Source organism: Coleofasciculus sp. H7-2, assembly GCF_042747725.1.
Lineage (GTDB): Bacteria > Cyanobacteriota > Cyanobacteriia > Cyanobacteriales > FACHB-T130 > FACHB-T130.
On sequence record NZ_JBHZGO010000027.1, the window covers coordinates 1 to 23,149 of the forward strand.

Consider the following 23,149-nt stretch of genomic DNA (forward strand, 5'->3'; position numbering starts at 1 on the left):
TCCTTGTGAAACACGGTTTTCATAATCCCCAAATTACCAGGGAACTTAATCACAGAATCCTCTGGTCTTAATTTGACGTTCTGGGGATATTGAATGGATTGCAAACCATGCTTTGATTTAAAGTTAGGATATTTAGCGCGTCCTTCAAAGAAATTGACAAACGCACTTGAAAGGTTGAATGTTACTCGCTGCAACACTTGACTATAAGCCAAGCCCAACCATTCATATTCTTTTTTCAAGCCAGGAAGCAGCTTGTCCATCGCAGCTTTAGAAAGACCCTTACCTGTTTCTTTATAAGCGGTAGTAGTGGCATTAAGCATATAATTCCACAACCAACGAGCATTACCAAAACACTGAGCTAGATAGGATTCTTGCTGATCAGTGGGATAAATTCTAACTTTAGCTGCTCTGTACATGGTTACTGAGCCTGTTGAAGGATGGTTACTGAGCCTGTTGAAGGATGCTATAGTCCTTACCGTGTTTACATATTCATGATAACGTGTATTTATACAGTTGTGTTACCAAAAAATAAAATATTTTGTTCATCAAGTCGCTGTAGTTTTCTCTGTTTTCGCTACGCTCAAATACAATCAAACTACGCAACTCGACTCACTCGCAATTCATCTCGACACCGAATCAGAGATTACGGTGTGAGCCTTCTTGCTGTTTGAGGTAAAGATGATATATAAGGATGCGATAGCGAAGCGCTGACTTGTCAGTTCGCGCGTTGCGCCGACCTGTCGGGCAAGCGTTTCCCCAAAGGTACTATTTTACTCGCTTTATGCGGCGCTTTCTTTTGCTGGTAAGCTTCTGCTGAGGTAGTCTCGGCGTTTTACCCACAGTTGGCGGAGGTCTTCAATCATTGCTTGGTAGTAGTCGGAGAATTTGTGGCTCTCTTCTTTAATCTGAAGTCCCAGTTGTTGCAGTGCGTTAGAGGTGTGGCAACTTTCAAATAAAAGGGCGATCGCATCCCACCAGAGTCGCATCTGACGATAACTTACAAATTGTCCGCCGCGATCTGTGCGATGTACAAATAGTACATTTTGCCAACACTCGAATCGCACAATTAAGGATTCTGGTATTTTCAGGTATTTCGCTAAGAGTGCAACAGTGAGGCGAAATGTCTTTGGCGGTTGAATGCGGCGAAACAAGGCTGTCATAATCAATTCATTCCAGGTTTAACGGTTGAGTCGCTGGTTTCTGGCGTGGTATCGAAAATGATGGAGTAGGGAATATTTGGAGTATTCGCTTTCAGAATTCGCAGATGCGCTTCTGCGTCATTGCGACCGCGAAAACGAGCGACGATAAGCGATCGCATATCGGGAAGCGAACGGATGATGCACCAAGGATGAAGTTTGGCGTAATACGTCATAAGATTCTCCCAGTCATAGCTGTGAGTTACTTAGTTATGGATAAGGAAGCGCACAGCAAGGTGTTAGAGAACGTGACACCTTACTGAGTGCTTGTAAATGGCTTTATGGTGAGACACTAAGTTAGGGGTAGGCATTTACGAGGGCAACTTAATTTAAAGGACAGCTTTTTAGGTTGCCTACCCTATTGGCTTGTCTATCCTTAATCTAAATCAATTTACGGTCTGTTGTCAAGCCAGTTTAGACAAATTGATTTAGGCAAACTGGTTTATATTCAGATGACAGGAGTCCAAAAGCAAGAATCCGCGCTGGTAAAGCTACGGAAAAGCCGCGATCTAACTCAAAAGCAAATTGCAGATGCGCTAGGAGTAACAGTGCAAACGGTCAGCAATTGGGAGGTAGGCAGAGCAGAACCAAAGCTGACTATTCGCCAGTTCAAAACGTTGCTCAAAGTGCTGCAAGTGACTGTGGATGAGTTACCCGACGACTTCGGTAAGCCGGAATCGTAGTGAGGCGCTTGCCCGACAGGTCGGCGCAACGCGCGATCGCATATCGGGAAGCGAACGGATGATGCACCAAGGATGAAGTTTGGCGTAATACGTCATAAGATTCTCCCAGTCATAGCTGTGAGTTACTTAGTTATGGGTTTTGAATGGATATTTACGAGGGTGTGGCTAACCACCCCAGGCAAAGATAGCGATCGCGCGATCGCGTGACAGTTATGTAAGAAACTAAAGTTAGGGCAGGCATCAAAGAAAGTCGGACGGCAATTTAGCTAGATGGTAGCTTTTCAAGTTACCTGCTCATTTATAGTCTCTTACTTATCCAAACACGCTTGTAATTGATTTGTCAAGTCTGCTTGGATAAGCTTGTTTGGAAAGCATGACAGAAGAACGACAGCAAGAGCGAGAGTCTCCTTTAAGGCAGCGGAGAGAGGAATTAGGCTTAACTCAAAGAGACATTGCACTGGCTTTGGGTAAGACTGACCAAACAATTAGCAACTGGGAGACAGGTATGTATGAACCAAAGCTCACCCCCCGTGAAATAAAAGCGCTTTGTCGTCTACTGAAATGGACGCTAGAAGAACTACCAGATGAGTTTGGCTCATTGCGATCGCACTGAGGCGCGATCGCCCACCTCTGCTTGGTAGATTGGCAGTTATGTAAGAAACTAAGGAAAGGGCAGGCATCTTGTGAACCTCTGAAGGCGACTGAGCCAGATGGTGGCTTTTCAGTCACTTTGCCCGCTGCTGTATCTATCTTATATAAGCACTCTTAGGATTCAGTTGTCAAGCATCTTTATATAAGAACTTTTATACTACATGACCAAAGACCAACAACAGCAAGAATACGATCGGGAGTCTCCTCTGAAGCGGCGAAGAGAAGAATTAGGCTTAACGCAGAGAGACGTTGCACTAGCTTTGGGTAAGACTGTCCAGACAGTTAGTAATTGGGAGACAGGGCTTTATGAACCAAAGCTTACTCCCCGCGATTTGAAAGCACTTTGTCGGCTGCTGAAATGGACTTTGGAAGAACTGCCCGATTACTTCGGTTCACCACAACTACAGTAGCGATCGCGCTTTTGGGGAGAAGGATGCGATCGCGCGTTGCGCCGACCTGTCGGGCAAGCGTTTTTGTGGGGATGCGATCGCGTTTGGTGTAAGAGTGCGATCGCGCGTTGCGCCGACCTGTCGGGCAAGCGTTTTTGGGGAGAAGGATGCGATCGCTAGACATACTCAATCGATCTAGTTAAATCAAGTCGCTGCAACGTCGTTAAGTATAACTATAGATAGACCAGCAACGCGACGAAAACCACTGTCATTTGTGAGAAAAAAGCTGCAACTTGTAGCAAGAGCAGTGGCAGCATGAAGAGCATCTGGCGTTCTCAGATTTGTATTAGCTCGTAATTGTGCAGCATTCCTCAGAATAGCTTTTGTTATCGGAATCAGTCGAACTTCTGTAGACGAAAGCAAGGTTTCATAAGCATTAATTAGAAGGGAGTCAACATTTTTTATAGGGGCGACCAAAGTTTCCAGTAATGCTAGTTCACTGCTAACAATTTCGATGTCGCTAGCTTGAGACTGCAACCACATTGGGCGCAATATAGACCAATAAATCGGATGCTTTTCAACACTGTAGATAAAAATCTGAGTGTCTACATAAACTAGGCTAGATGATGGAAACGTCAGGCTTGCCACGCATTGCGTTCCTCCTCAATATACTGATCTGCTTCTTCTGGAGTTTTGAGGAGTCTCGTTCCCTGCAATTCATCAAGTAAGTCAATTGCAGAGCGGCGACTAGGGGTGGAGGTTTCTGATAAAATGACGAACACTTCTACAGCATCACCCACTGGCAATTCTGGAGCTGAGATTTCGATTTTGTTACCTGGTAAGACTTGGGTGCTGATGTGCAAAGCTGGCTGCATTGTGGATTATCTCTTCTTGCTGCTGTTGACCAGAATAGCTCAAACTGCTGCGTTTTTGGGTGTGTGGGGATGCGATAGCGAAGCGCTGACTTGTCAGTTCGCGCGTTGCGCCGACCTGTCGGGCAAGCGTTTTTGGGGAGAGGATGCGATCGCGTCCCTAGAATTGCTACATAGCTAAAGCTACAAAAAGCGAGGTCAAATTTATTAATGCGTTTTGACACCTACATTCAGTGAATCCAGAGCAATCTTCAGCGTGGAAGCGAACGCACCCATTACCCAGCTATCAAGAACTTATTGGATAACCCTGGTGCGGCGATAGATGTGGCGATTGAGGAGAAAGGTAATAAAGCAGGTATTCCAGACTTTACCGTAAGGCGGCGAGAGTTGTTGGTTGGTTATATAGATAACCCAACGTTTAGAGGAATGCGCCAAAGCCTAGAGAAAACCTTTGACGAAATCTACATTATGGATTTGCATGGTAACAGTAAGAAAAAAGAATCTTCTCCTGATGGCTCAAAAGATGAAAATGTTTTTGATATTCAACAAGGCGTAGCTGTTTGTATAATGGTAAAGTATCCCAAAGAAAAGTAAATATGAAAAAAAATCAACAATTTACTGCCATCATCGAACGAGAAGGGGATGGATATGTATCGCTTTGTCCAGAATTAGATATTGCCAGTCAAGGTGATACAGTCGAGCAAGCAAAAAGTAACCTAATTGAAGCATTAGAACTATTCTTTGAAGTTGCCGACCCTCTAGAGGTACAAAACCGCTTGCAGACGGAAGTTTTTGTTACCAGGGTAGAGGTGTCTGTTGGGTAAGTTACGAGTTTTATCAGCGCGAGAGGTTTGCCAAATTTTAGAGCAAAATGGCTTTGTGGAAGTGCGGCAAAGCGGTAGTCATATTATCATGCAACGGCAAACAGATGAAACCACGATTACTGCTGTTGTTCCAAATTATGCAGAGTTACGCATTGGAACTTTACAGTCAATTATCCGCCAGTCTGGATTACCGCGTTCTCTGTTTGAGGTAATGTAATGGCTAAAATATATCACTTTGATATTTACGGTAAGCGTCAAGATAAGTACAAGTTTTTGCTAGAGAACGACGTTTATACAGTTGACTAGACAGAAGTATTTCTGCATTCGCCATTTTATTTATTTTCACCGCAAAACCGAGACTTACTACCAGAAATCAATGGCTCAAAGACCGCAAAAAAGCCAAGCGTAATTTATCCTTTGATGATTTGCACTATCAGCGAGTGGTAGTTGCTCTCAAAGAGACAATGCAAATTATGAATGAAATTGATAAATTTATACCTAGTTTTCCTTTAGAGTAAGAGAGTTGAAGATGATGCGATCGCTTTCCACTGCACAACAGCGCGATCGCCTGATTCAAAGGAATTCAACGCGATCGCGCATATCTTCCGGTTCCAGCAACTCCCAGATTAAAATTAGACCGCGTAAGATGTCACCAATTGAGCGACTACCTTGGTGACAGTAAGTAATGCCAGCGTGTTCGACACCAGCTTGATGAAGCCGTAGAAAATCTGCGTCAGCCGTAAAAATTACCCTATTTTGGGAAAGTGCAAACTCTATTTGTACCTCATCTGGCGAGGAAATCAGTCCTGCTTCTGCGGTAGTAGTCACATCAATGCCACGGCGTCGTAAACCATCCGCGATGGCAGTATTGACATTTTCATCCATGTGGAACCGAATCGTTTCCAACATTTCGATTCCTTAGTTTCTGCTGAACAAGAGAAGGAGTTTGAGCCTGTAATTCTTTAGCAAAGGCTTCATCCTCTCGAATTTGTTGTCGAATTTTTTCCAGATGATCGTGATAATATGCCAAGGCAGCGTATACATCTGCCAAGGTAATTCCCGGATATTGGGAAACAATTTCGTCAGGGGACAGTCCCATTCGTTCGTGCCAAATAACCACATCCTGCACTTTAATCCGATGTCCGGCAATGCGCGGTTTACCACCACATACGCCGAGAGTAATTTCAATATGTTCCGATATCACTGATTCCATAAATATCCTTGCTGCTCAGTTTTCATAAAATGAACCACAAAGCTAGAGAGCGATCGCATTCCACCTCACAAGCGCGAACCGACAGGTCGGCGCAACGCGCGATCGCATTCTCCCCAACTCCTACAAATTAGCCATCTGTTGAGCAAACCAGATAGCCGCGCTGCCATTTGTTCCTTGTTTTAGCTGTGATAAAGTCTGCTCTAATAAAGAAATCGGCAACCCCTCAAGTGCTACAGAATATTCGCACTGCTGATATTTGCCATCATCCTGCAAACGAAATGCCAGCACTCTTTCGCCTTTAACATCAATAACCCAATACTCAGGAATTTGCAAAGCTGCATAAAGCTGCTTTTTCTCATCCAAATCAGTTGCTATAGTTGTGTCACCGACTTCACCCACTAAATCGGGAAATCGCCACTGATTCAAATTAAGGTAACGTCGTTCGCCTTCTCGCCAAATTGGGTAATTTTCACCAATATAAAGAACTAAATCTGGTGATGCTGCTTGCGTATTCGGCTTTTCCATTAAGCAACCGCCTAGAGAATGGAATATTTGCCCTGGTATGCGACTAAACCAGATAAAAAACAGCATTGTGAATAATTCATTAACTGCGGCGTGGTTAATTCCTTCATTACCCATTTGAACGAAAAGATATCCCTGATTAAAAAATAAACCTACTATTTCTGGGTTCAGATCGTCAGCGTAAGCTAAATAATCTTCCCATGTTGCGGGTTGCCATTTTGGGATGGCGGAAGTTAGATGGCGCGATTTTGGAGTTGATAGAGTCATAGAGGCAAATGATGGGGTTGGAAGTTAGAAATGTTTAAGCGATCGCTACTATGTTATAAATTTGTTGCTGTACTTTTAGCCTAGCATTATATAAAGTGCCGCCAGAAGATGAAGAACTAGAAGACGGGGAGAAAGAACTTGAGGAAAGGCAACGTGAAAGACAAAGACTTGGACGAGGTAAGGGAGCGAATAGAAAAGACCAGGAAATGGTCGATTCTGTGGCACGAGAAAAGCGTATGAACAAAGAGCAGTGACAAAGGTTTGGTGATTATATTGAAAAGGTTAAACGTCAAGAAGGTCGCGGCGGTGCTGACAATTTTACTGGTGATGAACTACTCGATTTAGCGGATGATTTCTTAGAAACATAGTTAATTTCAGGAAGAAATTGTAGTGAGTACAATTAAAATGTCTTTACGATTGTCTGGTAATCTGCCTGATTTAGAGGAATTGACAGATATGGGTATAACACCAACCAAGGTTTTGCGACGGGGAGAACAAGTTTCAAAAAAGCGAGTTCAACCTGTTGATATCTGGTCTTTAGAATTTGCTAATTTTGACAGCGATCGCCCAAGAGAAGACATAGACAACCAGATGCAGCAAGCTGCTCTTTGCTTAGAAAAAATGGCACCAACGTTGGCAGTTCTAGATCGAACTAATTGCAATGTAGATTTGTACATTAGCACTATTCGAGAGGAACAACAGGGCGGGATCTCATTATCTCCAGAAATAGTTGCCGCCGCCGCTGCTGCTAGGTTGTCAATCCAGATATCTATCTTGGTTATGCTGGATGACTACGAAGAATCGGAACCAGAATCAAAGTTATCAACTATGCAAGCTTGAAAAATGGGCGTGTACGGTGTGGCAAGAATGCGATCGCTTCTATAAACTAAAACCCTATTGGTTGATACCCACAGGGTTTTAGTTGTGAAACGCGCTCTAACTACTTCTTACCGACGGGGAATTTATCTTGTTCTGGGTTGGGAGTGGCGGGAAGCGATCGCTTCGCCTCTGACTTCGTCCTACGCACCTCCCCATTTTTGTGCCCCCGTTTTCTGCCAAATCCGCGCTTCGGCAGTTGCACAAGCCAGCGCTGGAAGTTGTCCACGTAGGTGAATAACACCGGCACCACCACCAGCGTTAGCAGAGTGGAAGTTGTGAAGCCGCCCATCAGCGCAATTCCCATCGGGCTGCGGACTTCAGCCCCCGCACCAATTCCCAAGGCAAGGGGAATGGTTCCCGCAATGGTAGCCAGAGAAGTCATTAAAATTGGTCGCAGACGATCCATCCCAGCGGCGATTAGCGCCTGATATTGTGACTTGCCTTCCTCCTGGTTAATCAAGGCATAGTCCACCAGCAGGATGGAGTTTTTTGTCACAATCCCCATCAGCAACACAATCCCAATTAGCGCATACAGCCCTAACGCTTTTTGGGCAATCATTAAGCCCAACAGTGCGCCGCCTAAAGAAAGAGGCAACGCCACCATAATTGTTAGGGGATGGAGGAAATTGTTGTACAGCAGCACCAGGATGGCATAGATACACATAATTGCCAGTCCGATTGCCGAACCAAAGCGACCGAAAATCTCCTGCATAATCTCGGCATCCCCAGCCGATTCTTGCGCGACTCCGGGGGGCAGATTTTTGAGGGCAGGTAGCTGCTGCACGGCTTGCACCGCATCTCCCAGAGCAACGCCTTGCAAGTTTGCTTGTACCGACACCTGACGAGCGCGATTAAACCGATCGATTTGCGCCGGACCGCTGCCAAAGCGGATATCTGCCACCGACACTAACGGGACAAGATTCCCGTTTTGACCGGGCACCTGAAGATTTTTGAGAGTGTCGATATCCTGCCGCGCATCGGGATTTATCTGGACTCGAATCGGAATTTGCCGATCGGGGAGGTTAAACTTAGCCAGATTCGCTTCATTGTCGCCGATGGTGGCAAGGGAGGCGGTACGAGCGATCGCTTGCACTGTCACTCCCAAATCCGCCGCTCGTGCCGCATCGGGAATAATCAGAATTTCTGGTTTCACCAAACTGGCAGTAGATGTTGCTTCTACTAAACCCGGTACGCTTCTCATCTGCTTTTCCAGAGCATCCGCTGCCAAGTTCAAAGCTTCGGGGTTTTCACTTTTGAGGACAATTGATAAATCCTTGCCCGCTCCTCCGGCTCCCTGGCTTTGGAAACTAATCCGCGCCCCCGGCACTTGGGAGAACACTTGGCGCATTTGTTTCTCAAACTCCTTCTGAGGGAGATTCTCCCGTTTTTCCTTCGGTTTCAGGTTGACAAAAAGATTGGCAGTATTCACTTCTGTCGTTGCCAAGACACTCTCAACGGCTGGGCTTTGCTGAATTAACCGAGTTGTCTGCTGTACAACTTTTTTGGTATCTTCCAGCGTTGAACCGGGAGGGAGTTGCACGGCAACTTCCGAGAAACCAATGTCACCGTTATCAAATAATCCCTTGGGAATAAATGGTATTAGCGCCAGACTGCCCAGGAAAAATGCCAGAGCGATCGCCATCGTTGTCAGGCGATGCCTCAAAGCCCATTTCAGCACCCAGCGATACGGTTGAAATCGATTTTTCCCGCCGTTCCCATTGACGGGTAGCTGATTGGGGGGTGAGGTTTTCTTCGGTTTGAGCAAATAAGCGCCCATCATCGGGGTGATAGTCCGCGCCACCAGCGTAGAGAAGATCGTCGAGACCGCTACTGTCACCCCAAACGGCTGGAAAAACTGCCCCGGAATCCCACCCATAAAGGCAACTGGCAAAAACACCGCGATAATCGTCGCCGCGCTAGCCAGCACTGCCAAACCCACTTCCGCAGAAGAATCCAAAGCCGCTTGGAAGGGCGTTTTGCCCATATCCATGTGGCGATCCATATTCTCAATTTCTACAACGGCATCATCCACCAAGTTCCCCACCGCCAGCGCCAATGCCAGCAAAGTCATGTTGTTGAGGGTGTAGCCCAGCAAATACTGCACCGCAAAAGTGGGCAGCATGGACAACGGCAGCGCCACGGCAGTAATTAACGTGGCACGCCAGTTTCGCAAAAAGATCAGAATCGTCAGCACTGCCAGCACAGACGCTTGGATCAAGTCATCAATCGTGCCATCGTAGGATTCGCGGATAAAGTCAGCGCGAGTGAAGATAAGTTGCAGCTTGACATCCGTCCCTAGGGTTTTTTGCAGTTCTTCTACTTTCTGGCGTACCTCTTCTTCCACCGTCACCAGAGTGCTGCCAGTGCTACGCAAGACGGAAAAAGACACGACGGGTTGATTATTCAGTAGTGCCGCCTGCCGGGGGTCGGCAGAAGCATCGCGGATCTCTCCCAGGGCGGACAAGGGCACTGAACCCCCGTTTGGAAGGATAATTTCATAGTTTTGCAACGCCTGGACATTCGGCGCACTGCCTAAGGTGCGAATGCTTTGTTCGCTCCCTCCTAACTCCGCGCGTCCGCCCGGTAAATTGACATTGAGGGCGCGAATTTGGTCGTTGACTTGAGTCGCTGTAATTCCCAGAGCTTTCAGACGATCTGGATCGAGATCGACGCGAATTTCGCGGTCAACACCGCCAACCCGCTTGATTTGAGCGACTCCCTGCACCGACAGCAGGGCGCGGCTAATCGTTTCGTCAACCAGATTACTTAATTCTTCAACCGATTTTTGCTTGGAAATCACGGCGTAGTTCATAATCGGACCACCGGAGAACTCCAGCCGTTGCACGATCGGTTCGTTGATGTCTGCGGGTAAACTTTGGCGAATTTGGGCAACGGCATTGCGGACATCATTCGTCGCGCGATCGCTATCTGTCCCCAATACAAAATTAACGACGGTGGTAGAGACGCCGTCGTTAACTGTTGAAGTTAATTGGTCTATATTTCCCAGACCCGCTACAGCATCTTCAATCGGTTTCGTCACCTGGGATTCCAGTTCCGCTGGTCCCGCCCCCGCCTGGGTGACGGTGATGGAAACCGTTGGCAGATCGATATTTGGGTTGATATCAATGCCCAAACCTGTAAAGGAAAACCAACCTACCACTGTCAAAAACAAAAATAAGACCAGGGTGGGGACGGGTTTGCGAATTGACCAAGCGGAAATGTTCATAAAAGGCGAATTGAAAGATTGAAGGATTGCTAATTGCTAATTGAAAGTCTGATTACTCTTAGCGATTAGCCATTAGCTACTGATCGTTGACGACTCGAACTTTGTCGCCTTCTTTGAGATATCCGGCACCTGCAACGACGACGCGATCGCCTGGTTGTAAACCGCTCTTAATCTCCCTTCTATCACCGCTCTCCACTTCTCCTAGTTCTACCTTCCTCGCTTGAACCGTGTCTTCACCCGATAGCAGGAATACAATTGCACTCCCATCCGGCTGAGGGAGTACCGCCTTGGCAGGCACCGTTACCCCGGTCGTCGTTGTGGTAGTAATTGCGGCACGAGCAAACATTCCCGGTCGCAGCAGCGAAGGCTGTGGCAGGTCAATCGTTACGGTTGCTTCACGCCTTTGTGCGTTCACTAGGGGCGCGATTTCTCTGACTCGCCCCTGCAAGCGAACGCGGCTATCGTTATCCGAGGTAATTGTTGCTGGTGCCCCAATCTTTACTTGCGGCAGTTGGATGGCGGGAAGTTTTGCCTCCAGTTCCAGTTGTCCGTTGCGGATGATGGAAAAGAGCGGTTTACTGCCAGAAGTGACATCCCCAATTCGGGCAATGTCCTGGATTTCATCATTTACTTGTGGTCTGGTAACAATGCCACTTGCTGGAGCGCGAACCTGCGTTTGCCCTAGCTGAGTTTGCAGTTGTTGCACATTTGCCGCACTGCTCCTGACCTCGGCTTGGGCACTATTGATATTCGCTTGGGCAAGGCGAACCTCTTCTCTAGCGGTTGCGGCAGTGGTGGCGCGAGCATCTAGCTCTTGACGACTAATCGCCCCTGCCTGAGCAAGTTGCTGATAACGCTGAAGATTCCGTTGGGCTTCTGCCAGGGTGGCACGGCTTTGCGCGAAGGCTGCTTGTCTTTGCCTGACAGCGGCTTGGCTCGATTCTAGCTGTGCCTTCCCCCGATCGAGTTGCGCTTGTAGTACGGAATTATCGAGAACTGCCATCACTTGTCCGGCTTCCACAGTTTGTCCCTCATCCACCAATATTTTCTGGATTTGTAAGCTGGTTGTCTGGGACAAAACGGGGATGAGTTCGCGGGCTTCTACTGTGCCGCTGGTTGTCAGCGTGCGGGCAACCACGGCGGATTGCGCTACAGATGCGGTGACACTTTGGCTGGGCGGCGCTGCCTGTTGTGTGGCATCTGGCTTCTTCTCGGTCTTGGGTGAAAGCAGTTTCATTCCGCCTGCGGTGAGGGCGATGCCTAGCCCTAAGCCAAGCGCCACACCCTTCCAACCAGACAGACCTCTTTTTTTGCGATCGCTCCGGCGACGGCTGGGAGCGAAAGATTCTTCATCACCGTCCCACGTTTCATCTAATTCATCAACTTCTATATCTTTTGGGGCTTCGTTCATCACCGCGCTCCCTCCATGCTTTGACCTGACTGGCGGCAACCTTTTGCAAAGAAATGTTGCAAAAGGCTACTTTACCTATGATGCAAAATTTCCGGCAAAAGATGCGATCGCCTTAGCGACGCGAGTCATCCATACTTGCGGTAAAGTTCTGAATAAAAGACCCTTGGCTTAGCAACAAGAACGACCTGATGAAAGCAGTTTTGATGACAGCATCTGGCGCACCGGAAGTCTTGCAACTTCAGGAAGTCCCAAACCCGACGATTGAACAAGACACAGAAATCCTAGTCCGTCTTCGGGCGGCGGGAATTAACCCGATTGACACTAAATTGCGGCGGCGGGGCACCTTTTACCCAGACCAAATGCCCGCTATTTTAGGCTGTGATGGTGCGGGGATCGTGGAAGCCGTCGGTGCTGACGTACAGCGGTTTAAGGTTGGCGACGAGGTGTATTTCTGTGCGGGTGGACTGGGGGCAAAGCTGGGAAATTATGCTCAAATGGCGGTTGTAGATGAGCGATTTGTCGCCAAGAAACCCACCTGTGTGAGCTTTGCAGAAGCCGCCGCTGCCCCTCTGGTTCTGATTACCGCTTGGGAAGCGTTATTTGAACGGGGGCGGCTAGAACCCAAGGAACGGGTGCTGATTCACGCGGGTGCTGGCGGTGTCGGTCACGTCGCCATTCAACTAGCTAAGCTGAAAGGTGCGGAAGTTTGTACCACCGTTAGTTCTCAGGAAAAGGCTGATTTTGTCCGCGAATTAGGTGCCGATGAGGTAATTTTTTATCAGGAAACTGACTTTGTACAGGCGGCTCTGGATTGGACTGGAGGAGAGGGAGTAGACTTAGCCTTTGATACGGTGGGCGGGGAAACTTTCTATAAAACTTTCCCCGCCGTGCGAGTTTATGGCGATCTGGTGACGATTCTGGAGCCAGACCCCGCTTACTATAATTGGAAGGTGGCGCGATCGCGCAATCTCCGCATTAGCTTTGAATTGATGCTAACGCCTGCATTGCAAGGACTTCTGGAAGCTCAACAGCATCACGCAGAAATTTTAGAACAGTGTGCAACCTGGATACATCAAGGTTCTCTCAAAATTCACCTCGCCAAAACTTTCCCCCTAGAAGCCGCCGCCGCTGCCCACCAACTATTGGAAGCCGGATCGATTACAGGTAAAATTGTCTTGTTGATCGAGGGTGAATAAAACTAAACCTCGCTATTTGGCTTCATTAGCTGCAAAAGGGCTGTCAAAGCTTTGTCTTCCGAGGCATTGACTCGGCGATCGAGCAAGGCAATACTGACGGCTTTGGGAAGTGCGATCGCCGCGATGTCTGGATCGAGTCCTTCCATCAATTGCTCAAGCGACTGGGGTACTTTCAGTGCCGATTTGACACCTAGCAGCATTGATTCTTCTAAACCTAGTGCCTGAAGCTGACGAGACCAAACCTCCCAGCCGATCCTGACTTCCGGTTCCGCCGCCTGAATCAAATAAGCCAGCAACCGCTGTAGCTTACTCTGTTGCTGGGGCGTTAGCTGAGGCTGGGAATGCTCAGATGGGTTTGCATCAACAGTTTCTTGGTTAAGGTTGCGGACAATTTGCTGCCAGTCTTGTTCGTCGCACCCTTCGGGTTGGTCTACCGTCAGAGAAATGCTAATTTTTTGGTCTGAACCGGCGTTCAGGTGAGTGACTTGGGCACGCACACCCAGAAAGCCCAGCCACTGGGCAATCGTCCCAATCAGTGTGGAACGAGTTGCCTGACAGCTAGCGAGTAACCGGATTTGAGTGCGAACCATTGGGCGCACGATTTGCGAAAGCATAGTTTACAAAATTGGCTGATTGTTATCTGGTTATTAACGCTTCATCTGCATTGGGTGCTGTTACCAATAAGACTTTTATCACCTTACATTTTGCACCCGCAAACTTCTCCCCCACAGGTGTAGGTTTTTGACGCTTTCAGAGACTTATTCGCCATATTCTCAATTGTGCGACCAGGTTTCTCGTTTTTAGGGCAGGACTTACGCACTGAAACCTTGAAACCTAGATCCCCCTTGCATCCCCCTTAAAAAGGGGGATGCAAGGGGGATCTCTGCGTAAGTCCCGATAGTGTTTCCGATCCTAGTTCTGAAAACCCAGAAGATCATCAAATATCAGGACTTACGCAAAGCTTATACATATAGCGTTTTTTCGGGTTCAATCCCCCTGTGGTTGCCCTCATAGATGTGGTGATGTTGCGGCGAGTCCTGAATATTCAAAACCTACCCTTGTAAGGTGGAGTTGGGGGAGTTCGCTGATTTTTGGCGAAACAGATGAGTATGTTCGGGATCGTACAGACGCGAACGACGTTTCGCGAAAGTATTTTCCACAGTTCCCAACGCGGGGCTAATCACATAAAGCGTCGTCCGAATTAAATTTTCCTGCTGCGTCACGGCTGCCATTTGATGCAAGGGAACCAAGAAGATTTTCTCATCAGGCCAACCGACTCGAAAACAAATCGCCACGGGTGTATCGGCGGGGTAGTGCTGCATCAGTTTCGCTTGCGCGTCTTCGACGTGACGCGCCGCCAAGTAAAGGCATAAACTTGCCTGATGCGCCGCTAAGGAGGCTAATTCTTCGCGTTCCGGCACGGCTGAGGCGCGTCCGCTAATGCGGGTGAGGATAATCGTCTGCACCAGTCCTGGCACTGTTAGCTCAACTTTGAGCTTGGCGGCGGCGGCTTGGAAGGCGCTGATACCGGGAACGATTTCAAAGGGAATGTCAGCCTCTGCCAAGGCTTGCATTTGCTCAAAGATGGCACCGTAGAGACTGGGATCGCCAGAGTGGAGGCGGATCACAGATTTATGCGATCGCACTCGTTCAATCATCACTGGCAGAATTTCTTCGAGGGTTTTATTCCCAGTGCGAATAATCTCCGCATCCGCACGCACTCCCTGCAAAATTTGCACTGGCACTAGAGAATCGGCAAATAAGATTACATCCGCAACAGCCAGTAGTTTCTGCGCCTTAACTGTCAATAAATCTGGATCTCCCGGCCCTGCACCGACAATGTAAACTGCTGGTGCTAGGGCAGGCAGTGATTGTTCGCCAATAAATTTAGTCTCCAACTCAGACAAACCTCTTATAGGGTGTGTAACTTATCAGTCACAGGACTTACGCAAAGCTTATACATATAGCGTTTTTTCGGGTTCAATCCTCCTGTGGTTGCGATTTGAGACGTGGTGATGTGCGGCGAGTCCTGAGTCATTTGTTGATCGTTCTGCAAGGATTGCATATTGCTTGTGATTCCCGTACAGCGGTAGATCCCTGCGCCTACCGAGTCAAAAAAATTGAATTGATTACGGATACTTTCCGGATTCGCTCCACTTTCCCGGTAATTAAGGAATGGTAGATGCACCCTGGTTTTGCTCTAGAGTTTGACTCTAGAGCATTTTTTTTGGGAATAATTTCTGCTGACACCTAAGTTCTACTAATTCACTTGATTGGCGCTACACTTCAATTCTTGAAGCCCCATTAGAAAGAGGGTTGGGGGAATCTGATGTGGAATCTGGCACCAGTGAAATTGTATGATTCATCGTTGTGCATTCTCGCTAGGAGCATTCTGATTACTATGGGCTGAGACAACATCCGGCAGAGAGCGACGGAACAAATAAAGCCAAGCCAGACCCGCCAATCCCAGCGTCATTCCCAGCAAACTGACCGCCTGTGCCATTCGCAACGACCCCAGCATTAAGCTATCGGTGCGTAACCCCTCAATCCAAACGCGACCGGCGCTATAAGCCACTAGGTAAACCAGAAACAGCGTGCCTGCCTTGAGGCGCGATCTCTTCAAATCCCGAAAAAACAAGGTCATCAGCAACCCAAACACCATTAAATCCCAAAGAGATTCATAGAGAAAGGTGGGATGGAAGTAGGCAAAATTTCTGTAATCGGGCGGACGATTCTCGACCGGAATCAACAGTTTCCAAGGCAAATTCGTGGGTGCCCCGAAGGCTTCAGAATTGAAGAAATTGCCCCAACGCCCGATGGCTTGACCCAAAATGACAGAGGGTGCGACTAAGTCAGCAAGTTGCCAGAAAGAGATTTTCTGGATTCGGGCAAAAATCAAAGCTGCTAAAGTGCCGCCGATAAGCGCCCCATGAATAGCAATGCCCCCTTTCCAGATGGCAATGATGTCACCCGGTCTTTGGGCGTATTCTTGCCACTGAAACAAAACATAGTAGAGTCGGGCACTGGGAATCGCCGCTACAACTAGCCAGAGTGCCAAGTCGCCCGGTATATCTGGGTTGATGTGACGGCGGTCAGCCAGATATCGGGAAAGGCTGACGCCAATTAATACGGCTGAGGCAATTAACAGACCGTACCAGCGAATGGTAAACGGTCCCAGCTCAATGAGGATTGGGCCTGGAGAGGTAAATTCAAATGCCAAAGGCAGAGTGGAAATATCAAGAAGCATCGGCTTTGATTGAGTTCCAGCGTAGCCTGGACAAGACTCGCTGCTAGCACTTCATAGTTTATCGAATGCTTGATTCAAGTCTTGCATGGCAGCAGCTAAATAGCGATCGCCCACGCGCCTCTAGCCAATTCTTAGTCCCCTGGAAACTTGGACAATCTGAAACCACTTATCAAAGGGCAATCAACATTAAGTCAATCAAATTACTGCTGCTCCTTGCAAAACCTGCTAAATTATGCAATGCACCAAGTAACATGATAGCAAGCAGCAAGATTAAGACAAATAGCGGTAGCGAGTACCGAGCAGATAGATAGATAGTGATATTGCAACTTTACTTATATAGAACCATGATGGCAGCACTCGCGGCACAATCGAGCTGAGATCGACAGAATATGGCTGAAAACCGAATTACTCAAAATCTTATCGTTGAAAATCATAATCTGCGGCTAAATCAGCGTTCATTTATGCACCTGCCGCGCAGCCTGAGTGCCTTAGAAACTTGGGGTTTCGGGTTCACAGGTCATCTAGGCTGGATTGGCACAGCCCCGCTAATTCATGCAGCATTAGGCTCATCTGCCATCTTTGTGTGGTTGCCCGCAGCGATTGTGGGGATGCTGCTGAACCTGCAAGTGAAACGCTTAGGGGAACACTGGCCTGAAATATCGGGAGGAACTCCAAATTACACGACTAAGTTACTCAAAAACTATCCCGGTCTAGCTCGTTATGCAGCGATCGCCTACTTCGTCGGCTGGGCAGGATATCTGCCAATCAACCCGATTATCCTCACAAATCTCATCAAGACTAATCTAGAACCTTTAGGGATTGATTGTCCGGAAACGGCTCTGAAAGTTGGATTCACGCTGATTGCTTATATTGTCGCGCTCAGCGGCACGAGAGCTTTAGCAATCTTGCACACGTTTTTCATTCTTCCAGCAGTCGGATTCTTATTGGTGTTTTGTCTTCAAGGTCTAGGATGGTTAGCCTTCTCGCCCGCGAGTCCCGGATTTTTTCCTAGCAGCTGGTCAACCTTAAACTTTGTGGATTGGGCAAAGTGGTCTTTTTTCGCTATCTACATTGCCTACGCCTGCGAGATAGCCTCCGCGTTTGTCGCCGACAGCCGACGCCCTGGAGAAACGCTGCGATTTCTCAACTTGTCAGCTTGGCTAATTCCGCCGGTTATGCTGGGCGGTTCTTGGGTACTCATGCGCTTGGCAACTGTACCAGACTTGGGCGAAGACACGTTCTTGAACTTTTTCGCAGCGACAAAGCCATTCTGGGGCGAGTCAGCTTCCTTAATCGTGACCCTCCTGATCGCCTCCAGCTGTCTTCTGGCTTGCGCGACTGCGGTTTCTAATGCTCCCCGCATTCTGTACCAGCTTGCCCTAGATGGGCACCTTTCCCCCGTCTTCGCTATCGTCTCCCGACAAGGCGTTCTGCAACCTGCCCTGATATTTTCCCTTTGCACCAGCTTGATCTATCTGCTTTGGGGAGATATTTCTCGGATTGTGGTGGTAACGGGTACTAGCTATCTGATCGCCATGATGTCAGTTCATCTGGGATTGTGGTTGCAGCGAGGCAAACCCGAAGTGCGCTGGCCTTGGTGGTCGCTGGGCTTCTTAGTCGTCGAGGCGGTTGTTCTGGTGGTGGGGGGTTTAACTTGGAGCTGGCAAGATATGCTGGTCGGGCTGCTGTCTCCGATCGCTGTTTTGGCTTGTGATGCGGCTATCCGTCGGATCGCATTTATGCCTTTCTCCCCAGCCTGGTGGATTGAGCGTTACCGGGTGAAAAGCTTTCAGGTCAAAGATTTTGTTGCCTTTCAGGTGATCGTCCTGATTCTATTGGTTTGTAGTGCGACCGCGATCGCCTGGGTGCTTCGGGACGGGATTGGGCAGATTTCTCGGAATGCCAGCAACAATCTTTTAGTCATTTTGCTGATGACTATCGCCTTTGTGGCGATCGCTGTTGCCTGCTGGACTAGCTTGCCCCAAGTTGCGGCGATCGCCGAAGCACGGGAACACGCGGAAAATCTTTTTATCGCTGCCCTGGACACGGTTCCGGATACCATTCTCGTACTGGATGATAGCGGCGCGATTCGTCAAGCCAACCCAGCCGCTGTTGCCCTTTTTGAGATAGACGTTCATCAGCTGATTGGGCGTCGCCTGAACCATTTCCTCTCTGGGTTAGCTGGGTCGCCTGAGATTTGGCAAAGTCGCAGCGAACAGACATGGCAGGATGAAACCAGCTTACGCATGATTGAGGTGACGCTCTCCCACCGATCAAATCGCCAACTTCAAGAATATATTGTCATCCTACGCGACATCACCGAGCGCAAGCAGTCAGAAGAAACATTGCAGCAATCGGAAGAGACTGCTAGAAAGCAAGCGATCGCTTTAGAAAAAACTCTGCGAGACCTACGCCACACCCAAGCTCAATTGATTCAAACTGAGAAAATGTCTAGCCTCGGTCAACTCGTTGCGGGTGTTGCCCATGAGATTAATAACCCCGTCAACTTCATCTACGGCAACCTTACCCATGTGGATAACTACACTCAGGATCTCCTCAGTTTAGCCAACTTTTACCAGCAAGGTTATTCCTACACTGACCCGAAAATTCAAGACCTGATTCAAGAGATCGATCTTGATTTTTTAATTGAAGATTTGCCCAAAACTTTGTCTTCGATGAAAGTAGGGGCAAACCGGATTCGGGAGATTGTTCTGACTTTGCGTAACTTCTCTCGGTTGGATGAAGCCGACATGAAACCTGTCAATATTCATGAGGGAATCGATAGTACCCTAGTGATTTTGCACAATCGTCTCAAGCATAAACCGGAGTGTCCGGCTATTCAGGTCATCAAGCAATATGGCAACTTGCCGTCGGTGGAATGTTATGCCGGACAGATGAATCAGGTATTTATGAATATCTTGAATAATGCGATTGATGCTTTGCAGGAGCAAGATAAAGTGCGAAGTTTAGAAGAAATTAAAAATAAACCTAGCACTTTAACGATTTCTACCCAACTTTTAGACAAGAATTGGGTGATAATCCGGATTAAAGATAATGGGTTGGGGATGAGCGCAAGTGTCAAATCGCAACTGTTTGACCCGTTCTTTACGACAAAACCAGTCGGTCAAGGCACCGGACTGGGGTTATCGATTAGCTATCAAATTGTTGTGGATAAGCATGGTGGACAGATGAAATGTCTATCTCAACCTGGGGAAGGGACAGAGTTTCAAATTGAGATTCCGATCGGACAAACCTATAAAGTGAACCCCAGCGTCGATCGAGAGGTTCTAGGATAGAGATCCTAGCTAAAACTTTTGATTATTTATGTCCGCTACGCCCCTCTCTCAGGTTCAGTCTTCTACAGGCAGTCAGCATCAAAATCAGTCTGATGAAACTGCTAGCGTTGCTAAAGAGCAGCGTGTAACGAATAAAACCCCAGCCAGAACGATTCCTCCCCTTTTAGGGGCAAATTTAGCCGAATTAACCCAATGGGTGCTTTCTCAAGGACAACCGGCTTACCGGGGACAGCAACTGCATCAGTGGATTTATGAAAAAGGAGCGCGATCGCTTTCTGAAATTACTGTATTTTCCAAGCAGTGGCGCGACCAAGTAGCAGATGTCCCGATTGGACGCTCAATTCTACATTATCGTTCTGTCGCCCCCGATGACACGGTGAAGTATCTGCTGCGGTTGGCAGATGGTCAAATTATCGAAGCAGTCGGCATTCCTACCGCAAAGCGCCTCACGGTGTGCGTGTCTTCCCAGGTGGGTTGTCCGATGGCTTGCGACTTCTGCGCTACGGGGAAGGGAGGTTTTACTCGCAATCTCGCACGCCACGAAATCGTCGATCAGGTGTTAACGGTTCAGGAAGACTTCAAGCGACGAGTCAGCCATATTGTGTTTATGGGAATGGGCGAACCGCTACTGAATACGGTAAATGTTCTGGGATCGCTGGAGATACTGAATAAAGATGTGGGAATTGGACAGCGTTCTATGACTCTCTCTACCGTGGGGGTACGCGATCGCATCCTCGATTTAGCGAAACATCACTTGCAAATCACCCTCGCTGTCAGCCTCCATGCATCCAATCAGGCACTTCGGGAAAAACTTATCCCCACGGCTCACCGATATCCGCTGGAAGATTTGTTAGCAGAATGTCGGGAATATGTTCAATTAACAGGTCGCAGATTGACGTTTGAATACGTCCTGCTTGCTGGTGTGAATGACCTCCCCGAACACGCTAATGAACTTGCGTCCCATCTGCGGGGATTCCAAACTCACGTCAATTTAATTCCCTACAATCCTATCCACGATGCTGACTATCAGCGTCCGAATTCCATCCGAATTCAAGCCTTTGTTGCGGCTCTGAAAAAACAGCATATTGCTGTTAGCGTGCGCTACTCCCGTGGTTTAGAAGCCAATGCTGCCTGCGGACAACTTCGAGCTTCTCAGTAAAAGCAATCTTAAAAGAATTGCTTCAAGAGACGACTTGCATCAAGACCGGGTGCGTATGCTTCGATTACTCCCCCGGTTTGAGAACAAGTCACCATCAAGTAGTCACAAGTGCGGCATTGTGTCCGCGTTAGCTGGCTGCTAGAAATGTAATGCCGTTCGCCCGGACTGCCACAGTTTGGGCACCGAATCGCTTGGACTATCTGCATTTTTAAAGTTTTCATGTCAGTCAGTTTTTTAAAACAAGGAAATTGCCAGATTTAACACCAATGTCATCTGGTAAAAATGTAGCTAAATTAACAGTTTAGCTGAACGCAATCAGGAAAAAATCAATTGACCTTTCTAGACTATTATGGCAATCTTTTTGATAATTATCCATACTTAATTGAGCGATTATAATGAATCACTCTTTAGGAATATGAGCCTGTCTAGCTTTGATCCCCATTGTGAACTTATGCAAATGAGGGAGGTTCGCGCAGGCTCTTAACATCGTTTGGACATTTCTGATGTACTGATTCTGTAAAGTTTTGCGGCTCTTTAGCAATGATTTATAGAAGTTCTCAACATCTGTCAGAATTAAACTTACAGCTAAATAAAATTCTCTAATCAAATTTTATTTGAATTTAATGTTTAATGAAAATCTTGCATCTGTCTGTAGATAGATTTAATCTCTCATAAGATAGGCTTGAGCGAGAAGCTGCGGATAGGCGGAAAGTAAAGTATGCCAAAAGCAGCGATTTGCCCTCAAGAGCGAATCGCTTACCTTGAATATTAGAACCGTCAAGGATTGAGATGAAATTCGGTTAATCACGCCTCGCCTATTTGTTGACAAAGCCTGGGGCGCATCAAGGGGGAAGTATATTTTATTACCCGGATCGTCAAACGGGCGATCGCCTATCGCCGGTTCGTTCATATCGTTCCAGATACCCGCAACGCCGATTTCAGTCAGACTTTTGGGTTATCCGCGCCCAACTGATGCACAATCTAGACTGGGAAAGTTTTTTTGGAGAAAACTGCGACATGAAATTCACGCGCCGCGAATTTATCATTGTCTCTACGCTGGCGGCAGGGTTTGCCCTAGCAGTTCGCCCCATTTCTGCCCAAGTCATTACTACCGATAAGAAAGGCTTGGTGGCGGGTGAAGTGAAGATTCCCGTAGAAGATGGGGAAATCCCCGCTTATCGGGCGATGCCTGCAAGGGGTAAGAATTTCCCTGTCGTGCTAGTTGTGCAGGAAATCTTCGGTGTCCACGAACATTTACAAGATATTTGTCGCCGCTTTGCGAAACTGGGTTATTTAGCGATCGCTCCGGAACTCTATGCCCGTCAAGGTGATGTTTCCCAGATGAGCGATATTCAAGAAATTATCACCAAAGTGGTCTCTAAAGTCCCCGATGCCCAAGTTATGTCAGATTTGGATGCAACGGTGGCTTGGGCAGCCAAGTCAAGTAAAGGAAACACCGATAAACTGGGAATTACGGGCTTTTGCTGGGGTGGGCGAATCGTTTGGCTGTATGCAGCTCACAATCCTACGCTAAATGCTGGCGTTGCCTGGTACGGACGCTTGAGTGGCGATTCTTCGCCCCTCACTCCCACATATCCCCTTGACCTGGTTGATGAGCTGAAAGCACCCGTGCTGGGACTCTACGGCGGCAGTGATGACGGGATTCCCATTGAGACGGTGGAGAAGATGCGTGAGGCGCTGAAAGCAGCAGGCAATGCTTCGGAAATTATCCTTTATCCGGACACGCCACACGGTTTTTTTGCCGACTACCGCCCCAGCTACCGCAAAGAGGAAGCTGAAGACGGCTGGAAACGCCTCCAAGCTTGGTTTAAGAAGTATGGGGTTGCTTAGGGAGCGATCGCAGGTACGATTCAATGGAAGTAGCGCATAGCGATCGCTTCATCTAAAGCAATTCAAGTCAAATTAACAGGACTTACGCAACTTGCGCGACATATAGGGGCAACCACAGGGGGATTGAACCCGAAAAAACGCTATATGTATAAGTTTTGCGTAAGTCCTGACCGCAATATATTCCGCCCAACTCTTGAAATGCTATAAAGCAAACCTACCTGTTTGGTCTGTCTGTGAACTATCTCTCTTATTGATGTTTCTTGCCAA

Annotated in this window: 29 protein-coding genes and 1 pseudogene; 14 read left to right on the forward strand and 16 right to left on the reverse strand. The window is 47.8% G+C overall.

All coding sequences use genetic code 11. The features are described from left to right. The 3 genes from ACFW2W_RS06435 to ACFW2W_RS06445 form a co-directional block, all read right to left on the reverse strand. The coding region (locus ACFW2W_RS06435; RefSeq protein WP_378174878.1) for an RNA-guided endonuclease InsQ/TnpB family protein at positions 1-416 on the reverse strand (416 nt) is incomplete at its 3' end. A gap of 363 nt (positions 417-779) precedes the next feature. Then, positions 780-1,160, reverse strand: a complete 381-nt coding sequence (locus ACFW2W_RS06440; RefSeq protein WP_378174881.1) for a hypothetical protein — start codon at positions 1,158-1,160, stop codon at positions 780-782. Positions 1,161-1,162: 2 nt separating this feature from the next. Then, on the reverse strand, positions 1,163-1,372 hold the full coding sequence (locus ACFW2W_RS06445) for a hypothetical protein (protein ID WP_378174884.1): 210 nt from the start codon (positions 1,370-1,372) through the stop codon (positions 1,163-1,165). Positions 1,373-1,648: 276 nt separating this feature from the next. On the opposite strand from ACFW2W_RS06445, the gene ACFW2W_RS06450 reads away from it, so the two are divergent. Beyond that, positions 1,649-1,879 (forward strand): helix-turn-helix transcriptional regulator, encoded by a 231-nt coding sequence (locus ACFW2W_RS06450; RefSeq protein ID WP_378174887.1) that lies wholly within the window; start codon positions 1,649-1,651, stop codon positions 1,877-1,879. On the opposite strand, the gene ACFW2W_RS06455 is transcribed toward ACFW2W_RS06450, so the two are convergent. Continuing rightward, on the reverse strand, positions 1,847-1,975 hold the full coding sequence (locus tag ACFW2W_RS06455; protein ID WP_378174890.1) for a hypothetical protein: 129 nt from the start codon (positions 1,973-1,975) through the stop codon (positions 1,847-1,849). The genes ACFW2W_RS06450 and ACFW2W_RS06455 overlap by 33 nt on opposite strands. A 277-nt stretch (positions 1,976-2,252) precedes the next feature. Between ACFW2W_RS06455 and ACFW2W_RS06460 the strand changes: the two genes are divergently transcribed. Both ACFW2W_RS06460 and ACFW2W_RS06465 read left to right on the forward strand, forming a co-directional pair. Next, entirely contained in the window at positions 2,253-2,492 is a 240-nt protein-coding gene (locus tag ACFW2W_RS06460; RefSeq protein ID WP_378174892.1) for a helix-turn-helix transcriptional regulator, read from the forward strand. A gap of 199 nt (positions 2,493-2,691) precedes the next feature. Further along, complete coding sequence (locus ACFW2W_RS06465) at positions 2,692-2,940, forward strand: helix-turn-helix transcriptional regulator (protein WP_190527704.1); 249 nt, start codon at positions 2,692-2,694, stop codon at positions 2,938-2,940. Here ACFW2W_RS06465 and ACFW2W_RS06470 read toward each other — a convergent pair. From ACFW2W_RS06470 to ACFW2W_RS06480, 3 genes are read right to left on the reverse strand one after another with little or no spacing between them, the layout of a single operon-like run. Continuing rightward, positions 2,913-3,068: a hypothetical protein gene (locus tag ACFW2W_RS06470; protein WP_378174896.1), complete on the reverse strand. Its 156-nt coding sequence runs from the start codon at positions 3,066-3,068 to the stop codon at positions 2,913-2,915. The two genes, ACFW2W_RS06465 and ACFW2W_RS06470, sit on opposite strands and share 28 nt — an antisense overlap. 55 nt (positions 3,069-3,123) lie before the next feature. Next, positions 3,124-3,567: a type II toxin-antitoxin system VapC family toxin gene (locus ACFW2W_RS06475; protein WP_378174899.1), complete on the reverse strand. Its 444-nt coding sequence runs from the start codon at positions 3,565-3,567 to the stop codon at positions 3,124-3,126. Next, positions 3,555-3,794 carry a hypothetical protein gene (locus ACFW2W_RS06480; RefSeq protein ID WP_378174902.1) on the reverse strand — a complete coding sequence of 80 codons (240 nt, stop codon included), beginning with the start codon at positions 3,792-3,794 and terminating at the stop codon, positions 3,555-3,557. Before ACFW2W_RS06480 ends, ACFW2W_RS06475 begins: the two co-directional genes overlap by 13 nt. Before the next feature lies 1 nt (position 3,795). On the opposite strand from ACFW2W_RS06480, the gene ACFW2W_RS06485 reads away from it, so the two are divergent. The 4 genes and pseudogenes from ACFW2W_RS06485 to ACFW2W_RS06500 all read left to right on the forward strand — a co-directional run bounded on the left by ACFW2W_RS06485 (position 3,796) and on the right by ACFW2W_RS06500 (position 4,832). Next, positions 3,796-3,972: a hypothetical protein gene (locus tag ACFW2W_RS06485; RefSeq protein WP_378174905.1), complete on the forward strand. Its 177-nt coding sequence runs from the start codon at positions 3,796-3,798 to the stop codon at positions 3,970-3,972. Between the two features lie 215 nt (positions 3,973-4,187). Further along, positions 4,188-4,370 (forward strand): annotated as a pseudogene (locus tag ACFW2W_RS06490) (hypothetical protein); the annotation flags it as partial. A gap of 17 nt (positions 4,371-4,387) precedes the next feature. After that, positions 4,388-4,615, forward strand: a complete 228-nt coding sequence (locus tag ACFW2W_RS06495) for a type II toxin-antitoxin system HicB family antitoxin (protein WP_378174908.1) — start codon at positions 4,388-4,390, stop codon at positions 4,613-4,615. Beyond that, complete coding sequence (locus tag ACFW2W_RS06500) at positions 4,608-4,832, forward strand: type II toxin-antitoxin system HicA family toxin (RefSeq protein WP_190460602.1); 225 nt, start codon at positions 4,608-4,610, stop codon at positions 4,830-4,832. Before ACFW2W_RS06495 ends, ACFW2W_RS06500 begins: the two co-directional genes overlap by 8 nt. Before the next feature lie 356 nt (positions 4,833-5,188). On the opposite strand, the gene ACFW2W_RS06505 is transcribed toward ACFW2W_RS06500, so the two are convergent. The 3 genes from ACFW2W_RS06505 to ACFW2W_RS06515 form a co-directional block, all read right to left on the reverse strand. Further along, on the reverse strand, positions 5,189-5,524 hold the full coding sequence (locus ACFW2W_RS06505; protein ID WP_378174912.1) for a DUF5615 family PIN-like protein: 336 nt from the start codon (positions 5,522-5,524) through the stop codon (positions 5,189-5,191). Beyond that, positions 5,493-5,828, reverse strand: coding sequence for a DUF433 domain-containing protein (locus ACFW2W_RS06510; protein WP_378174915.1), 336 nt, complete (start codon positions 5,826-5,828; stop codon positions 5,493-5,495). Before ACFW2W_RS06510 ends, ACFW2W_RS06505 begins: the two co-directional genes overlap by 32 nt. A gap of 120 nt (positions 5,829-5,948) precedes the next feature. Then, a complete protein-coding gene (locus tag ACFW2W_RS06515; protein WP_378174918.1) occupies positions 5,949-6,617 on the reverse strand; it encodes a Uma2 family endonuclease in 669 nt (222 codons plus the stop codon). A 405-nt stretch (positions 6,618-7,022) separates the two neighbouring features. Between ACFW2W_RS06515 and ACFW2W_RS06520 the strand changes: the two genes are divergently transcribed. After that, the gene (locus tag ACFW2W_RS06520; RefSeq protein WP_378174921.1) at positions 7,023-7,457 is read left to right on the forward strand and encodes a DUF4279 domain-containing protein; all 435 of its coding nucleotides are present in this window, start codon (positions 7,023-7,025) and stop codon (positions 7,455-7,457) included. A 100-nt stretch (positions 7,458-7,557) separates the two neighbouring features. Here the strand turns inward: ACFW2W_RS06520 and ACFW2W_RS06525 are convergent, their stop codons facing one another. Both ACFW2W_RS06525 and ACFW2W_RS06530 read right to left on the reverse strand, forming a co-directional pair. Beyond that, positions 7,558-10,722, reverse strand: coding sequence for an efflux RND transporter permease subunit (locus ACFW2W_RS06525; RefSeq protein WP_378174924.1), 3,165 nt, complete (start codon positions 10,720-10,722; stop codon positions 7,558-7,560). A 76-nt stretch (positions 10,723-10,798) separates the two neighbouring features. Next, positions 10,799-12,133, reverse strand: a complete 1,335-nt coding sequence (locus ACFW2W_RS06530; RefSeq protein WP_378174927.1) for an efflux RND transporter periplasmic adaptor subunit — start codon at positions 12,131-12,133, stop codon at positions 10,799-10,801. 43 nt (positions 12,134-12,176) lie between these two features. On the opposite strand from ACFW2W_RS06530, the gene ACFW2W_RS06535 reads away from it, so the two are divergent. After that, complete coding sequence (locus tag ACFW2W_RS06535) at positions 12,177-12,305, forward strand: hypothetical protein (protein WP_378174931.1); 129 nt, start codon at positions 12,177-12,179, stop codon at positions 12,303-12,305. A gap of 16 nt (positions 12,306-12,321) precedes the next feature. Beyond that, positions 12,322-13,329 (forward strand): zinc-dependent alcohol dehydrogenase family protein, encoded by a 1,008-nt coding sequence (locus ACFW2W_RS06540; RefSeq protein ID WP_378174935.1) that lies wholly within the window; start codon positions 12,322-12,324, stop codon positions 13,327-13,329. A 2-nt stretch (positions 13,330-13,331) separates the two neighbouring features. On the opposite strand, the gene ACFW2W_RS06545 is transcribed toward ACFW2W_RS06540, so the two are convergent. Both ACFW2W_RS06545 and cobM read right to left on the reverse strand, forming a co-directional pair. Next, a complete protein-coding gene (locus ACFW2W_RS06545) occupies positions 13,332-13,943 on the reverse strand; it encodes a hypothetical protein (protein ID WP_378174938.1) in 612 nt (203 codons plus the stop codon). Positions 13,944-14,381: 438 nt separating this feature from the next. Continuing rightward, positions 14,382-15,227 carry a precorrin-4 C(11)-methyltransferase gene (gene cobM, locus ACFW2W_RS06550; RefSeq protein ID WP_378174941.1) on the reverse strand — a complete coding sequence of 282 codons (846 nt, stop codon included), beginning with the start codon at positions 15,225-15,227 and terminating at the stop codon, positions 14,382-14,384. A 104-nt stretch (positions 15,228-15,331) separates the two neighbouring features. On the opposite strand from cobM, the gene ACFW2W_RS06555 reads away from it, so the two are divergent. Further along, on the forward strand, positions 15,332-15,511 hold the full coding sequence (locus tag ACFW2W_RS06555; RefSeq protein WP_378174944.1) for a hypothetical protein: 180 nt from the start codon (positions 15,332-15,334) through the stop codon (positions 15,509-15,511). Positions 15,512-15,691: 180 nt separating this feature from the next. Here ACFW2W_RS06555 and lgt read toward each other — a convergent pair whose 3' ends face one another. Beyond that, positions 15,692-16,576 (reverse strand): prolipoprotein diacylglyceryl transferase, encoded by an 885-nt coding sequence (lgt, locus tag ACFW2W_RS06560; protein ID WP_378174947.1) that lies wholly within the window; start codon positions 16,574-16,576, stop codon positions 15,692-15,694. Between the two features lie 389 nt (positions 16,577-16,965). Here lgt and ACFW2W_RS06565 point away from each other — a divergent pair, with 389 nt between their 5' ends. Both ACFW2W_RS06565 and rlmN read left to right on the forward strand, forming a co-directional pair. Beyond that, positions 16,966-19,872 (forward strand): ATP-binding protein, encoded by a 2,907-nt coding sequence (locus ACFW2W_RS06565; protein WP_378174950.1) that lies wholly within the window; start codon positions 16,966-16,968, stop codon positions 19,870-19,872. Between the two features lie 28 nt (positions 19,873-19,900). Next, the gene (gene rlmN / locus ACFW2W_RS06570; protein WP_378174952.1) at positions 19,901-21,031 is read left to right on the forward strand and encodes a 23S rRNA (adenine(2503)-C(2))-methyltransferase RlmN; all 1,131 of its coding nucleotides are present in this window, start codon (positions 19,901-19,903) and stop codon (positions 21,029-21,031) included. An 8-nt stretch (positions 21,032-21,039) separates the two neighbouring features. Here the strand turns inward: rlmN and ACFW2W_RS06575 are convergent, their stop codons facing one another. Further along, complete coding sequence (locus ACFW2W_RS06575) at positions 21,040-21,237, reverse strand: replication restart DNA helicase PriA (protein WP_378174982.1); 198 nt, start codon at positions 21,235-21,237, stop codon at positions 21,040-21,042. Positions 21,238-22,048: 811 nt separating this feature from the next. Between ACFW2W_RS06575 and ACFW2W_RS06580 the strand changes: the two genes are divergently transcribed. Next, positions 22,049-22,882 (forward strand): dienelactone hydrolase family protein, encoded by an 834-nt coding sequence (locus ACFW2W_RS06580; RefSeq protein WP_378174985.1) that lies wholly within the window; start codon positions 22,049-22,051, stop codon positions 22,880-22,882. The last annotated feature ends 267 nt before the right edge of the window (positions 22,883-23,149 follow it).